Source organism: Psychrosphaera aestuarii (assembly GCF_017948405.1).
Classification (GTDB): Bacteria; Pseudomonadota; Gammaproteobacteria; order Enterobacterales; family Alteromonadaceae; genus Psychrosphaera; species Psychrosphaera aestuarii.
The window spans coordinates 662,398-675,739 of the sequence record NZ_CP072844.1 but is presented as its reverse complement, the minus strand read 5'-3'; the positions used below and the strand labels follow the sequence as shown (position 1 = coordinate 675,739).

General features: G+C 39.8%; 9 protein-coding genes. 7 read left to right on the top strand and 2 right to left on the bottom strand.

The features are described from left to right. Nucleotides 1-115: 115 nt before the first annotated feature. Nucleotides 116-553: a hypothetical protein gene (locus tag J9318_RS03110; protein WP_210561090.1), complete on the top strand. Its 438-nt coding sequence runs from the start codon at nt 116-118 to the stop codon at nt 551-553. A 105-nt stretch (nt 554-658) separates the two neighbouring features. Here J9318_RS03110 and J9318_RS03105 read toward each other — a convergent pair whose 3' ends face one another. Next, complete coding sequence (locus tag J9318_RS03105) at nt 659-2,191, bottom strand: bifunctional GNAT family N-acetyltransferase/carbon-nitrogen hydrolase family protein (protein ID WP_210561089.1); 1,533 nt, start codon at nt 2,189-2,191, stop codon at nt 659-661. 276 nt (nt 2,192-2,467) lie between these two features. On the opposite strand from J9318_RS03105, the gene J9318_RS03100 reads away from it, so the two are divergent. From J9318_RS03100 to J9318_RS03080, 5 genes are all read left to right on the top strand, one after another. Then, nucleotides 2,468-3,871 carry a nidogen-like domain-containing protein gene (locus tag J9318_RS03100; RefSeq protein ID WP_210561088.1) on the top strand — a complete coding sequence of 468 codons (1,404 nt, stop codon included), beginning with the start codon at nt 2,468-2,470 and terminating at the stop codon, nt 3,869-3,871. A 225-nt stretch (nt 3,872-4,096) separates the two neighbouring features. Continuing rightward, on the top strand, nt 4,097-5,767 hold the full coding sequence (locus J9318_RS03095; RefSeq protein ID WP_210561087.1) for a dipeptidyl-peptidase 3 family protein: 1,671 nt from the start codon (nt 4,097-4,099) through the stop codon (nt 5,765-5,767). Nucleotides 5,768-5,988: 221 nt separating this feature from the next. After that, nucleotides 5,989-7,365 carry a nidogen-like domain-containing protein gene (locus J9318_RS03090; protein ID WP_210561086.1) on the top strand — a complete coding sequence of 459 codons (1,377 nt, stop codon included), beginning with the start codon at nt 5,989-5,991 and terminating at the stop codon, nt 7,363-7,365. A 68-nt stretch (nt 7,366-7,433) separates the two neighbouring features. Further along, a complete protein-coding gene (locus J9318_RS03085; protein WP_210561085.1) occupies nt 7,434-7,925 on the top strand; it encodes an invasion associated locus B family protein in 492 nt (163 codons plus the stop codon). 71 nt (nt 7,926-7,996) lie between these two features. Beyond that, on the top strand, nt 7,997-9,538 hold the full coding sequence (locus tag J9318_RS03080; RefSeq protein WP_210561084.1) for an AbgT family transporter: 1,542 nt from the start codon (nt 7,997-7,999) through the stop codon (nt 9,536-9,538). Between the two features lie 5 nt (nt 9,539-9,543). On the opposite strand, the gene J9318_RS03075 is transcribed toward J9318_RS03080, so the two are convergent. After that, nucleotides 9,544-11,664, bottom strand: coding sequence for a TonB-dependent receptor plug domain-containing protein (locus J9318_RS03075; RefSeq protein ID WP_210561083.1), 2,121 nt, complete (start codon nt 11,662-11,664; stop codon nt 9,544-9,546). A 320-nt stretch (nt 11,665-11,984) separates the two neighbouring features. Between J9318_RS03075 and J9318_RS03070 the strand changes: the two genes are divergently transcribed. Beyond that, a complete protein-coding gene (locus J9318_RS03070) occupies nt 11,985-13,277 on the top strand; it encodes a metal-dependent hydrolase family protein (RefSeq protein WP_210561082.1) in 1,293 nt (430 codons plus the stop codon). Nucleotides 13,278-13,342: the final 65 nt, after the last annotated feature.

Below are 13,342 nucleotides of genomic sequence, written 5' to 3'. Positions count from 1 at the left end.
AGTTATTTAGTTATTTAGTTATTTAGTTATTTAGTTATTTAGTTATTTAGTTATTTAGTTATTTAGTTATTTAGTTATTTAGTGAACGACTTAAATAAAGCAACCGAGGTTTAACATGAATAAACACACCAAAATGGCATTATACGTAGCGCCTTTTTTAATATTGGGTGGTTATATTTTGTCTGATATGTGGGTGGAGAGTCAGGCCGCCAAAGACAAAGTTGTGATCATGCAGCAGCAAGGTATATGCGATGTTCTTGAGCAAATCTGTGTTTTAGAAGCGGGAGATTTACAATTAAACATTTACGATAAAAATGGCGAAACCTACGTAAACTCTACGTTTGCATTAGATGCAGCGACTTTATTTATTGTTAATGATAACGGTGATGCTGTTGAATACTCATTAGCACAAGAGGACAACGCATTTTATTGGAAACTTCCCACCCCAATTCGAGCACAATTAACTAATCCCGGGGATTCACGAACTATGCGTGTAATCGCTCAAATAAAAGGTGGAAAATACATTAGCGAGTTTGTCACTAAAAGAACCTAATGCAGCCTAAGTCTTAGCTTACAGCTTCATGGTTAATGAAGGCTAGGTTAATTTAGGCTGCGTTAATTTAGGCTAATTTAATTCCAGCTACTCTAGTTTCAGCTATTATTGCGGTTCGTTCACTAACAGCACTTTGTATAAATCTTCACGGCGATCTTTTAAGTTTCGTACTGTACCTTCACTGTGCAATACCTTTAATTTGTCCATATCTAAGTCGCTAAACAGCAGCATTTCGGTATTAGGCGTTGCTTCATTTAATGTTGCATCATGTGGAAACGAAAAGTCCGACGGTGTTAGTACCGCAGATTGTGAATATTGTACATCAAGGCTTTCAACCTCTGGTAAATTGCCCACTGAGCCTGCGATTACAACATAACATTCATTTTCAATAGCTCGAGCTTGCGCGCAATGACGTACTCGTAAGTAACTGTTTTTCGTATCTGTCCAAAATGGCACAAATAAAATATCTAAGCCTTGTTTGGCTAAGATTCGTGACAGTTCAGGGAACTCAACGTCATAACAAATTTGTATTCCTACACGTCCTGCATCGGTATCAAATACGGCAATTTTATCACCGCCTTGAATAACCCAATCGTTTTGCTCATGAGGCGTTATATGAATTTTTCGTTGCTCATCTATTTTTCCGCTTCGATGACATAAATAACTAACGTTATAAATCTTGTCACCTTCAGCCAGAGGCATTGAGCCGGTAATAATATTGGCGTTGTACTCAATTGCCATACGCGACATCGCGTTTTTAAATGTTTCTGTATATTCTGCTAAATAACGAATAGCTTCTGTTTGATTACTTTGTTCAGTTAAGCCCATAAGTGGCGCATTAAAAAATTCTGGGAATAAAATAAAATCACTTTGGTAGTCTGATACCGTATCAACAAAATATTCCACCTGTTTCAACAATTCTTCAACTGACTCAACACAACGCATTTGCCATTGCACCGCTCCAACACGAACAATCGACTTGGTCGACTCAAGCACAGTGTCGGTGGGCTCAAACATGATATTGTTCCACTCTAATAAAGTGGCATAACCGACTGAGCCCTGATCTTCAGGCAAGTACTTTTTAAGTAGTCGCTTTACTTGGAAGTCATTAGATAGTTGAAAGCTCAAAATAGGGTCATACAATTCTTTGTGGTCTACTTTTTCAATGTATTCCGTTGGTGACATGTCGTCACTGTAGTTATGATAAAGCGGAATTCGACCGCCCGCTAAAATCGCCCTTAAATTGTATTGTCGGCACAGCTCTTTCCTTGCATCGTATAATCGTCGGCCTAGTCGCATGCCTCGGTGTGTAGGTGATATAACAACATCAAGGCCGTATAACGCATCACCTTCCTCATCGGAGTATACACGGTCATGACCATCAACAATGTCCTCATAGGTATGTGGGTTTGAAAAACGTGCGTAATCAACTTGTACGCTCAAAGCAATCCCAACTAACACACCATCATCAACAATGCCGATTTGCCCTTCTGGGAACTGATCTATTAGTCTAAAAATAGTGTGAGAAGGCCATGCTCCGCCAAGGTCTGGGTAAGCTCGATCCATTAAGGTCTTAATTTCCGGGTATTGCCCTTTAGTAAGGTTACAGATCTCTAAATGCGTTTTTTCCACAGACATACCTACTCCAATTATTAAAATATCTTTGCATTAACACGTTCAAATACTTAAACGCGTTTATTTTAGTTCAATAACAACCGTTTTTGTTCATAAAAAGCGTACCCAATTAGAGTACAAGTCATTGAAAAACTTAGCTTTATTGTCGACTATTTTTACACCAACCCAATATTGTTTTAAAAAACTCATTGAAATCAACGGTTTAAGTATTGGCTTTGTTTTTGCTTTGTCGCAACAAGATACATCATATTTTAAAACTCTAATAAGGACATCTTTTGAATGAAGTTTATTAAAACGTTATTTTGCGCAGTGGTGGTATTTTTTGCACTATCGCAAGAATCCAAGGCTGACGTTATCTTAACCGGCATGGGCGGAGAATTAGGGCTTGGCGTACAAGCTTTACCTCTTATTGATGACGGCTCTAGCAATGCATTAAACCTACCTTTTAATGTTAATTTTTTTAACAATTCGTATAACACATTTTTTGTGAACTCTAACGGTAACCTAACTTTTGGTAGTGGTTATAGAGACTTCACACCAGAGAGTTTTGAAACCGTCTCTAGTCCTATGATTGCACCTTACTGGGGCGATGTTGATGTATCTTGTGGTTCGGAAGAAGACCCTAGTTGCGGAAATATTTATGTTGGGTCGCCAGAAGAAGGCGTAACAGCTGTGACTTGGTATGACGTTGCAGAGTATGGGAATTCAGGATCTGGCGAACGTAATACGTTCCAAGCAGTGCTCATTGATCGTTCTGGCGATACTGGTGTAGACGGCGACTTTGATATTGAATTTCGTTACCAACAATTAGAGTGGGCCGATAGTGCACAAGCTGGTTTTGCCGCGGGCAACGGTTTTAATGGCGGTGGCCCAGGCGATGGTTGTGAAATCGACTGTGAATGTCCGGGTGGAGACTGTGAGTGTCCAAATGGCGATTGTGAATGTCCTGTTGAAGAATGTGGCCCTGTAAATTTTCCACAAAGCATCCCAACTCCTCAAGTAGTAGAATTAGCGTCTAGCGAACTTACTGTTGAAGGTATTGAGTCGGTAAATTATTACTCACTTCCAGGTGCATTATCTCAAGATGTTGTTGAGTTGGCTAATACTTCAAATACGGGTCAAGACGGTATTTGGACGTTTTCATTCCGTGATGGAACGTTTTTAGAGCCTGGTCAAACTCCGTCAAACCCAATTATGCCAATTTCTGAAGATGAAAATGGTTGGGGATTTGATTTCAACGTAGACTTTGGTGAAATCGTATTTATCGACCCTGATGTTGCGGTTGGTTATGACTACTTTGTTGATAACGGCTCTAGCTTTGCTTCTGTTATTTTACCTAGCGGCTTTAATGCAAACTACGAACTGTGGCTATTAGTTAACGGTGTATGGGAATTCTCTGCTTTCCTAAACGCAGACGAGCAGTACTTTTTTGGTGGATTAGGTGTTACTGAATTCCGTATATTAGGTATTGATATCTCAAATATGGTTGACCCTACAGACTCAAATGCATTTGTTACTGGCCTTACATTTACTGGTTCGGGTAATCAACAAATCCGTCAAGTTCCTATCACTGAGTTCGTGGCAGATGCCACCGATGTGAGTGAGCCTAGCCCGTTACTACTGTTACTTCTTGGCTGTGGTTTCTTAGCATTACAGCGTAAGAAAAAGGTAAATGTGGCGTAATCGCTAAATAGCTTTTAACTATTTATTGTTTTAAAGGGACTTCGGTCCCTTTTTTGTTGCAAACTTTTCTACAATTTCATGATCGATTTGCTTTAAATAATGCAAGTTAGCGTTATAAATGATAAAAACGACAGATACTCTGCGCCACTATTATTCTATTTACAAAATGAGATGGCGTGTGATGAATTTTAATAACAACACAATATTATTCTCCTGAGGTTCAATATGAAAACCCAACTTAAGCAAATAGCGTTTACAGCCATAGCTGCTAGTTTGTTAGTGGCCTGCTCTAAAGCACCATCTGATTCTGGAATTGACTCGAACGGCCAGCAATCCGTTGAATATATCGGCGAGCAATCACGACTAGATATTTATCATCCCGTTGAACTAACCGCTGATTTAAGCCACTTAAGTCAAAAACAACAAGAGATGCTGGGAGTTCTTATTGATGCATCTGAAATAATGGACGACTTATTTTGGTTACAAGCCTTTGGTGAAGACAAAACTGAGTTTTTAGACAAAATTAAAGATCCTAAAGTACGTGCATTCGCAGAAATTAACTACGGCCCATGGGATCGATTAAACGGCGACAAATTATTTTTATCTGGCTACAAAGAAAAGTCTCCAGGCGCTGAGTTTTATCCTGCGGATATGACCAAATCTGAGTTTGAGAAGCTAGAGCTTGATAATAAAGATGGTTTGTATTCAGTGATTAAACGCAACAAAAAAGGCAAATTAGAAATCGCGCCTTATCATCAAGAGTATCAAGGTGAAATGCGCCGTGCAGCTTCGTTGTTAATTACCGCAGCTTCTTATGCAGAAGATGAGGAGTTCAAAAACTACCTAACTATGCGTGCTGAAGCATTGGTAACCGACGAATATCAAGCATCAGACTTCGCTTGGATGGACATGAAGAACAACCCAATTGATGTTGTTATTGGACCTATTGAAACTTATGAAGACCAGTTATTTGGTTATCGCGCGGCATTTGAATCTTATGTATTGGTAAAAGACATGAGCTGGAGCGAGCGATTAGCAAAATACGCTGCATACTTACCAGAATTACAACAAGGCTTGCCAGTTCCTGCAAAATATAAAGCAGAAACGCCTGGATCAGATGCTGACTTAAATGCCTATGACGTTATCTATTACGCGGGCCATTCAAATGCGGGCAGCAAAACCATTGCGATTAATTTACCAAACGATGAAGAAGTACAACTTCAAAAAGGTACGCGACGCTTACAGCTTAAAAACGCTATGCAAGCTAAGTTTGATCACATACTAGTTCCAATCGCTGAGCAATTAATTGTGCCTGAGCAACGTAAAAATATCACTTTTACTGCGTTTTTTGCCAATACTATGTTCCACGAAGTCGCTCATGGTCTAGGCATCAAACAGGTCGTTGGTTCTGATCAAACTGTTCGAGGCGCGTTAAAAGAACACGCTTCTGCACTTGAAGAAGGCAAAGCGGATATTTTAGGTTTGTATATGATCCGTCAGTTACTAGAAAAAGGCGCAATTGATGAGGGTACGCTTGAAGACTATTACACGACATTCATGGCCGGTATCTTCCGCTCTGTTCGTTTTGGCGCATCAAGTGCCCATGGTAAAGCCAACATGGTTCGCTTTAACTACTTTAAAGAGCAAGGTGCGTTTAGCCGCGATGAACAAGGCTTTTACAGTGTAGATATTGAAAAAATGAAAGCCGCTATTGACGGTCTATCTAACATCATCTTAAAGCTTCAAGGTGATGGTGATTATGACGGCGTTGCTAAATTAGTAGCCGAAAAAGGTTTGATTAATGCAGACCTTAGAGCTGACTTAGCCAAACTGACTAAAGCGAATATTCCTGTAGATATTACCTTTAAGCAAGGTAAACAAGTGTTAGGCTTATAAACACACCGTTTAGTGTCAGTTATTTTTACAATAGCTGACACTTTTTAAAGTTTTATCAAACGCTTATGTATGGACACTTAAAATTAAAAACGCTCTATCATAATAAATTAGGGCGATTGGTCATAGCAGTGTAAATGATCTCTACGACAGCCCCTATATATGGCGTAAATCTTGCTTTTGGTGAGTAGAGCTCAAATTTCAATTAAAAGGACTTTTCCAATATGAAAAATAAATCCCTTTCTTTAATTGCAGGTTTAATGATTGGCTTGTCGCCATTCGTTTCAAATGCAGATCCTATCCTTACTGGCTTTAATGACGTTGGTATTGATGCTAACTCGGGCACTTACGGTAGTGAAATAATTAATAAGAATTATGACTATAGCGGTTTTTTTATTGGTAACAAAACCTTTAAATATCAAGATACTATAATCAATACGGCCTCACTATCAAAAGATGGTTACGTAAGTGCTAGACAAAGTGAAATCCCAACCCTTGAGATTCGCTCGCTTGACTTTTCAAATGGTGGCCCTACTGACTTTGGCATATTAGCGCCATTCACTAGCTCTGTGGATGTTAGTTGCGATGACTGCGGTTCTGTTTATTTTGGGATAAGCGACGACTATTCTACTATTGCCTATACGTGGGATGGAGTTGCCGAAGCAGGCAGTGAGAGCCAAGCACGAAATACGTTCCAGTTAGTTATTATCGACCGTACAGATCCAAGTAACGTAACAGAATTTTTCAATGATAGGCCTGTCGCGACGGACTATGATATTGAGTTCAGATACGGCCAATTAGAATGGGACGGTTCACTGGGTAGTGCTGAAGACATCGGCGTTGCTGGCATTATTACTGAAGTAGACGGTGTTGAACAAAGCACTTTGTTGCCTAAATCAGGCACTGTTGGTGTGACAGAAGAGTTAACCACTGGCTCAAACATTGGCGAAGCAGGTGTTTGGCGTTTTAGCTACACAAATGGACAACTTACAAACTCGTTAGATAACGTACTTGCTGAAGAGCCGCCTGTTCCTCAAGATCCAACAAGCACAGGAACTGGTTCTGGTACAAACGATGACCCGTTTATGCCTGTTGAAGGTGTGTCTGATTTACCAGGCTGGTTCTTCGATTTAGTGGTAGTGCCTGAACAAGTGGTGTTTATTGATCCGGATGTTGCTGTTGGTTATGACTACTATTCGGATTCTGGTGTTAATTTCTATTCTGTAGTGCTACCTACTGGATTTGACGACAACTTGTTTGAATTGTGGTTAATGACTGCCAATGGCTGGGTTTTCGATCAAATTCTTACCGGTGGTGTTGAGCACGTTTTTGCACAAGGTGGCGTGTCTTCATTCCGTATTTTAGGTATTGATGTTGACACTATGCTAGACCCGAATGATCCAGTCGCATTTGTTACTGGTGTTTCTTTTGTTGGTGATCCAGCGGGTGCTTCGGTAAATGCGCAAGTTAGACAGGTAGCAATTACTGAGTTTGTTGATGATTCTGTCACCTCTGTAAATGAACCAAACGGTTTAGCTTTAATGTTAATTGCAATGGGTGGCTTAGTTTTAGTTGCTCGCCGTAAGAAAAAGCTTCTGTAACATTAGAGCATTTCTAAATGTATTATGTTTAACTAAGGGGATTCGTCCCCTTTTTTAATGGAGTAAAAATGAAATTTCATACGTTATTATTTGGCTTTTTATTGCTTTCTAATTCAGCTTCCGTATTTTCCAATTCAGCACAAGCTACACCGGAGAAGTTTGGTGAATGGACATTAAGTTGTAAATCTAGTTTATGCTATATCCATCAATCGCTCGTTGCTGATAACGGCAAAAAAGCCGGTATCGTTGCATCTATTAATGTTGCTCTAATGCCAAAAAACATGGATGTCCTTTCCGTTAGACTTGGTAGTAATGCGTTAAAAGAAGCTGGTATCGGAATAAAAATTGATAACAACAAAGATATTAAAGCTAAAATTCTTGAGTGTAATGCGCAGTTATGTCAAACCAATATTGCCATTGATGAGCAAATGCAAAAAGAGTTAACCAATGGAACCTTGATGCAATTGGTTTATTTGGATAAGAACTCTAAAAAACAAATTACTTTGCCCTTTGGTTTAAAAAACTACTCTAAAGCGTACCAAGCCCTAAAAAATCATTAAAAACACTGTAAATTTAACCCTTTTTGTCGTAGGTTATTTCGTCGATATAATAATTACAAAAAGGGCTAAAAATGGGTAATCCATCGTCTTCTGTTATGCAGAGAATATTAAATAAAGTTGAGGTGTGGGGTAACAAACTACCAGACCCAGCAGCGTTATTTATCTCACTTATGGTTTTTGTTTGGGTATTATCCTGGGCACTGTCTGGCATAGATTTTAATGTTATTGATCCTCGCTCTGGCGAAGAGTTAATCATTAACAATCAGTTAGCCGGTAGTGCAATGACCCAGTTCTTCTCCGTTATGGTGACTAACTTCTCTCACTTTCACCCTGTCGGCGTTGTTTTAGTTGCAATGCTGGGTATAGGTGTGGCGGAGTATTCAGGCTTCATTAACGCTGGTCTTCGAGCTTTACTTTCTGTAACCGCTAAGTGGCTGTTGACCCCAATGATTATTTTAATTGGTATTGTTAGCCACTCTGCAGTTGATGCTGGTTATGTACTTGTTATTCCATTAGGTGGTGTAATATTTTATGCGGCTGGTCGTCATCCTTTAGCCGGTATTGCCGCCGCGTTTGCTGGCGTGTCAGGTGGTTTTTCTGCTAACTTTGTTCCATCAGCTCTTGACCCAATGTTACAAGGCATTTCCCAGGCCGGTGCTCAGTTGCTAGACCCTTCGGTTACTTTAAACCCGCTTAATAACTATTATTTTACAACAGCATCGTCAATTTTAATTACCGGCTTAGGTTGGTTTATCACTGATAAAATTGTTGAGCCTAAATTGCAAAATAATAAATTAGACGGCGACTTGTCAGACTTACCGACAATGGACCCGTTATCAGATAATGAGCGTAAAGCTTTGCGCTTAGCACTTGGATCTATTGTTGTTAGTTTAGCGTTATTATTTATCACCGCGTCTTTTGAGTCATCACCATGGCGTGCACCAGATGGCAGCTTGACTGCATTTGCAGCACCGTTGATGAAATCCATAGTCCCACTTATATTTTTACTATTTTTAATCCCTGGCGTTGTTTACGGCATTGCCATAGGCACTATTACTAACAGTAAACAGTTTATTGAAGGCATGAGTAAAGCGATGTCTGGCATGGGGTACTATTTGGTTATCATGTTCTTTATCGCCCAATTTATTTACGCTTTTGGCCAATCTAATTTGGGTATTTTACTCGCTGTTAAAGGTGCTGAGTTTTTGAAAGCGATGGCGCTACCAGGTGGCGTAACTATTGCTGGAATAATATTCTTAACAGGTTTTATAAACCTATTCGTCGGCTCTGCTTCTGCAAAATGGGCATTGCTAGCGCCAATATTCATTCCTATGCTTATGCAGCTTGGTATATCGCCAGATTTAGCGCAAGCCGCTTATAGAATTGGTGATTCAAGTACCAATATCATTACACCACTAATGCCTTACTTCCCGCTTGTTGTTGTATTTTGTCAGCGATACGTGAAAGGAGCTGGTATAGGAACATTGACGGCAATGATGTTGCCATTCTCAATATCTTTCTTAATTGCTTGGACAATATTTTTACTGGCTTACTGGGGATTGGATTTACCGCTAGGACTGCAAGCTAGTTACGATTACGTACCAGCAAAATAGTATATTTAAAAACGATACTTCATTGTTAACGACAGGTTTCTTGGCTCTAACGCTGGCGTACCTGGAGTATCGTTTCCATTCCCTCTTGCCCTAATTGGGTATAACCCATTTTCATTCCATATATTATTTACCAACAACATCAAGTTTAACGACTGGTTATATTGCCATTTAACCGAAACATTACCCCAACCTAAACCGGGCTCTGCTGAGTTTGTCCAAGGCGCCCACCAGCGCTCAAATAAAATATGCTGATAAGATAAACTAAATTTATTGTTCAGCTTTACAAATCCTTGATATCGCCAAATACCCTCTGGCATGCCGTTGGCGTTGATGTCGTCTTGGTTACCGGCCACTGGTGATTTCATTCCAAAATCGAAACCTTCTGCACTAACAACATCATGGGTACTGTAAGATAATTTATGACGCCAATTGTTTTTTTTCCAAACTGACGACAGCTCAATGCCTCGAATTTTTAATTCGCCTGGCTGATTTGCGTAATAAAAAACGCCCCCCCAGTCTCCAACCCGATCCGTTCCTATGGATTTCCCCGGGACTCCATTTCTAGTCGATAACGTCAGAATATAGTTGTTGATTCGATTATAAAATGTCGCAATTTCGTAACTCCAATACTTATCTGCCACCCCCTTCACCGAGAACTCGTAACTAGTCATAGATTCTGGTTTAGGAGGGCTTACATTTAGCATTGGTTCGCCTGTCGTTGAGGATGTCATCCCTGAACCTTCCAGCTGACTAAAGTTCTGCTCAGATAACAAGCCGTCACCTAAAAAGCCCCCAGTATAATGTACACCTGGTGGCCCTTTAAAACCGCGTTGATAAGTCAATCGATAAACATTCGCTTCTGGCTCGCTTTGATAGGTTAGACTCATCCGTGGCGTAAAATGCTCACCCCAATGACCATGATCATCATATCTAAAGCCAATATTCGCTTTTAATGCACTCTGCCATTCGCTGTTTAGCTCACCCAATAACGCTTTATTGGTATAACTATCTTCAAACAGCCAGGTATTCGTTTCATTTAAATTAGTCGTCAAATTCTCAGTTTTGTTTACTAAAAAATTATCCCCCTGCCAATTAGTATCACCTGTTTTAATGTGCTCTAATTCGGCACCGAGTAACCAACTGATACCTTGCTCGTTTTTTCTCGTAAACATCCTAACCTGCCCAAAAGCTCTTTGTTCGTTAGCTCCTGCTGTTGTTAAGCCAGAATAATGATCGTATAGGGCATAGTCATCATTTTGCCAGTTGCCGATTAGCTTGATAGTCAGCTCATCATTTATTGGATAATAATAGTCGCCGGCAATAATAGATATCCGCTGTTCAACCTGATCTCTATCTTTGGTCCAATTATATAAATCTCGAGTTTGTTGATGGTGTTGAAACCATATTTGCCAATCAAAGTCTGATACTTTAGTGATAAGTCTGGTCGATTCGATACGGTTTAATTTGTTGCCTCTGTCTGCGGGAAAAGACGGGTGTGATGAGTCGCTCTCTTTTACTTCGCTAGCCCAGCCTATGCTCGGTAAATAAAAACCGTCAAAATTGTGAGTAGATCCAATAAATTGATATTTTAAACCATTGTGTTCCAAGCTCGCTGCTGCACTAACCGAGCGTCCACCAAATTCACCTACGGATAAGTTTAGTTCGGCTCCCTCCGCTTCCTTCGTGACTATATTTATCACGCCCAGTTGTGCACCTTGACCTAAAATAACACTTCCCGCACCACGAATAACTTCAATGCGTTCAATAAAGTCTAAACCTAGACCATTTAATATACTGTCCGCTGGTCCCCAAAACCATTCTGCGTTTACTTTAACACCGTCTATTAACAGTAGTACTTTCGTATTATTGTCGGGTGCGAGTCCACGAAAAGAAGAAATAGTGTCGTCTTTATCTTCCGCTTTAAAGAAACCGGGAACATGCAAATTTAATACGTCGTTTAAAGTTCGACCGCCAGACTCAGCAATGTCATTGCTGGTAATGATAGTCACCGCTGAAGGAACAAACTGTTGCCTAGATTCAGTACCCGCACTTATATCTACTTTAATATTTAACAGCTGCTCTAAACTTAAATCGAAGTAGTCGACATGAGGTTTTTTATTTTTCACAGGGGTATCCGCTACTGCACTGATTGAATACAGAAGGATCGATATGAGAAGAGTAAATATTAAAAGTATTACCTTAAGAGGCAGGCGCAACTGCTTTACCATAAATCATCACTGGTTATTGAGGTTACTTTAATACTAGGAAACGATGCTAGTTTTACAATGTAAGTTATAGGTACAAACTTGGATAACAAAGGTAACCAACTAATAATTAATGCATTTATTATAAATTTAATTGCTCTTTTTTTAACCTCACTTGTCTGCTAGATTAAGTTCACAATTTCACGCTATCGCTTTACAGGTAGCTCATTAGGGAAAACTACATGAAACGTATTTCTAACTTATCAATAGTGGGGCTAGCTTTATTAAGCCAAACCGTTTTCGCGGACACACTTATTCATGCTGGGCGTGTTATTAAAGCTAACAATAATGACGTTAAAAACAACATGACCATTGTTATTGACGGTAACAAAATCAAAGCTATTGAATCAGGTTTTAAAACACCGACAAGCAAAGACACGGTGATTAATTTAAAAGACTACACCGTTATGCCAGGATTGATGGACATGCATACGCACATTAGCTCTCAGCATAATGGACTGGCGAGTTACTTAGACGGCTTTAAATTAAATGAGGCGGACTATGCGTTAAAAGGTGTTGTTTACGCAAAAAAAACGTTAGATGCCGGATTTACTACCGTTCGTAATTTAGGCGACAGTTACAACGTATCAGTGGCATTAAAAAAGGCTATCAATAATGGCATGATCGATGGTCCAAGGATATACACTGCTGCAAAATCCATAGCGACCACTGGTGGTCATGCCGACCCAACCAATGGTCGTGCAATGGCGATAACTGGCGACCCAGGTCCTAAAGAGGGTGTGATCAATGGCGTTGCAGAAGCGCGAAAAGCGGTTCGTCAGCGTTATAAAGATGGTGCAGACTTAATTAAAATAACAGCAACTGGTGGTGTATTAAGTGTTGCTAAAAGCGGCCAAAACCCACAGTTTATGACCGATGAATTAAAAGCCATTGTTGATACCGCTAAGGATTATGATATGACAGTAGCGGTGCATGCTCATGGTAAAGAAGGCATGAAGCGAGCAATTGAAGCTGGCGTAGACTCAATTGAACACGGCACTTTCATGGATGAAGAAATTTTTAAGTTAATGAAAAAATATGACACCTATTATGTGCCAACGGTTATGGCGGGTAATTGGGTTGCTGAAAAAGCCAAAATAGATGGTTTTTTTCCAGAATTAGTTCGTCCTAAGGCGGCATCTATCGGTCCATTAATTGAAAAGACATTTGCGAAAGCATACTTTTCGGGCGTAAACATTGCGTTTGGAACAGATTCAGGTGTTTCTGCTCATGGCGACAACGCATTAGAATTTGAATTAATGGTTCGTGCTGGCATGAAACCTATCGATGCGATTCGAAGTGCTACTTTCCATGGAGCTAAGCTTCTAAAAATATCAGACGAACTTGGTACCCTCGAAAAGGGTAAACTGGCTGACATTGTTGCGGTAAAAGGAAATCCGCTAGTAGATATAAGTTTAATGAAGAACATTAACTTTGTTATGAAAGATGGCAAAGTTTACAAGTTTATTAAGTAGTTAAATTTTGAATTAATTAGATTTAAAGGCGGCCACTCAAAGTGTGTCGTCTTTTTATAAGCTGC

Bases quoted from the DNA above. Each gene is read 5' to 3' on its own strand.
- J9318_RS03090 (WP_210561086.1), top strand. From the start codon at position 5,989: ATGAAAAATAAATCCCTTTCTTTAATTGCAGGTTTAATGATTGGCTTG.
- J9318_RS03080 (WP_210561084.1), top strand. From the start codon at position 7,997: ATGGGTAATCCATCGTCTTCTGTTATGCAGAGAATATTAAATAAAGTT.
- J9318_RS03100 (WP_210561088.1), top strand. From the start codon at position 2,468: ATGAAGTTTATTAAAACGTTATTTTGCGCAGTGGTGGTATTTTTTGCA.
- J9318_RS03070 (WP_210561082.1), top strand. From the start codon at position 11,985: ATGAAACGTATTTCTAACTTATCAATAGTGGGGCTAGCTTTATTAAGC.
- J9318_RS03085 (WP_210561085.1), top strand. From the start codon at position 7,434: ATGAAATTTCATACGTTATTATTTGGCTTTTTATTGCTTTCTAATTCA.
- J9318_RS03095 (WP_210561087.1), top strand. From the start codon at position 4,097: ATGAAAACCCAACTTAAGCAAATAGCGTTTACAGCCATAGCTGCTAGT.
- J9318_RS03110 (WP_210561090.1), top strand. From the start codon at position 116: ATGAATAAACACACCAAAATGGCATTATACGTAGCGCCTTTTTTAATA.
- J9318_RS03105 (WP_210561089.1), bottom strand. From the start codon at position 2,191: ATGTCTGTGGAAAAAACGCATTTAGAGATCTGTAACCTTACTAAAGGG.